At 31.7% G+C, this 2156-nt stretch carries 1 protein-coding gene and 1 pseudogene; both read right to left on the bottom strand.

What is annotated here, in order from left to right; all coding sequences use genetic code 11:
* On the bottom strand, positions 1-1555 hold a 1555-nt coding region (locus tag ACVC2P_RS00155; protein WP_452596464.1), incomplete at its 3' end, for a P-loop NTPase fold protein.
* Positions 1556-1650: 95 nt separating this feature from the next.
* Positions 1651-2156: pseudogene (locus ACVC2P_RS00150) on the bottom strand (FAD-linked oxidase); the annotation flags it as partial.

Below are 2156 nucleotides of genomic sequence, written 5' to 3'. Positions count from 1 at the left end.
CTGTTTTTCTTTGTTCTAATTCTTGAAAATGTTGTTTACTAGAACTTAGTTGTTCTAAAAGTATTTTTTCTATTTCTTTTTTCTGTGCTTCTGCTTTACTTTGGTTACTAATGTATTCTTGTAAGCCTTCAAATATTTTAGTAATAATTCCTGCCCATAAATTAGAATCTACATAAGACCATGCATTAAAATGCACATGTGCTATACCTGTACAGTACACCTCTTGCTCTGTGTTGTTAGAGTAACTTTGTATACGTTCTTTTAACTTTCGCATAAAGAAACTTTTCCCAGAGCCCCATTTACCTAATAATGCTATTGCCAATGGTGGGATAAAACTTTTAGCAGAAATTACACGTGCAAAAGCGTTAACATCTTGGTCTATTTCTAGATAATCCTCTCCAGAATCTACATCGCTTACTAAACCAGCAATGGTAGTAATGTTAGGTGTTTTTTTAGGTTGTTCTGCTTTTAATTTGTTTTCTGGCGCTTGATATGTAGCGGTATCTACTTGCTTTAGTTTTTCTTGAAAGTTGGGTATAATTTTCAAATATTTCTTCAGAATATTTTTAATATCCTTAGGCAAGATTCTGGTAAAATGTTCAAATTCTATAGCGCTATCTATTAAATATCTAGCATCGAACTTATGCCAAACTATTTTTAACGTCTTACCATTTTTTTCATTTTCTTTTACAACACCTACTCCATAAATCTGTAATACTTTGGCGTTTTCTTCTTCTGTACCATAAAGTAACAGCAAAACATCTCCTATTTTTACAGTATTTACTATCCTTTCTATTGCTTTATCATCGTTTTTATTTTCCCAAAGCCCAGAGAACAGGTAATTATTAATATTCTGTTCTTTTAAATCGTTAAATTCTGCTAAATAGTAATTGCGCTGTAAAAGTTCTTTTAAAACGGGTTCTAAACGTTCTGGTTTCTTTTGTTTAGGCGGTTCTGTTCGTAATTTCTTATTTGTAGTTTGTTTCGTTACTGGCTTTGTAGGTTCTTTGTCAAAAAAACTTCCTTTTGTAGTTAAACCATCATCAATTGTACTACCAAATATGTCATTATAATTTTGTTCTCTTAACGAATTATAAAACGCAATTCCTTCCTTATTTTCAGGAAATGAGATAACAAAATTGGTGTTAAACGAAAACTTACGTAATATGTTTACAGTAATCTCATAACTTTCTTTAAAACTTAAACCGCCAGCTCCAGTACCCATTAATGGTACCCAGACACGTTTACCTTCTAATACACTTGTGCTATTCTCTAGAGCGTTTATAAGGTTGTTAGTTAAACTGTTTTTAGTGTTGTTTTGGCCTACAGTAACAACAAATAGTATTGGTTTTAGTCCTTTGTGTTCTAGTAAATGATATCCCTTACTTAAAGAAACACTACTTAGTTCTTTTATTTTAGAATAGTTATACGCATTTAATACTTGAGTATTTAATGAGCCTAAAGTTCCTTGTGTATTAACAGAAACTAAAGCCATATCGTAGTCTAATGGCGAATTACCAATTGCCATAGTAACTCCTGTATTGTTTTGGTTCATTGATTAAAGCATATTTAAGTCTTTTTAAAAATATAAAAACCTAATGACATAATTAAACAATTAGGTTTTTATATCTCTAAGCGTAAGAGTACATATTATAGAGACACAATCCAATCATCTGTATTATCTATATCTTTTGTATGTAAGCCAATGGTTTCTAAAAAATCGTTAGAAAACACCTTTGCCATTTCTGGAGACAATAAGCCATTACGAAAGTTCTTCCATTCTTTAATAGAGGCATCATCGTACATTTCATTTATTAAATTTGGAAATGTCCAATCGCTTGTTTTTCCCCAATGTATTGTAAATGGTATATTATGTTGCTTTAAAACTTCAATCATACGCTTAGAAAATTCTGTAACACTCATAATGCGTCTCGTTTTTTTCCAAAGTACACCATCTATTTCTATCATACAGGTTATAGGAAATTTTGTAAATGCTAAAGTGGCTTTAGATTGTTTTACAAATCGCATGGCGAAAATACCAGGTATTGGGCCTTCATCTACCGTTAAATCACCTAGTACTTTCATTGCTTTTGGTGCATCGGTATGATCTATACCAAAAGCACAAGCAAAAGCAGGGCCTTGGTATGGTGCATCCC

The organism is Pontimicrobium sp. MEBiC01747 (assembly GCF_053601635.1).
This window is presented reverse-complemented; position numbering and strand designations above follow the sequence as displayed.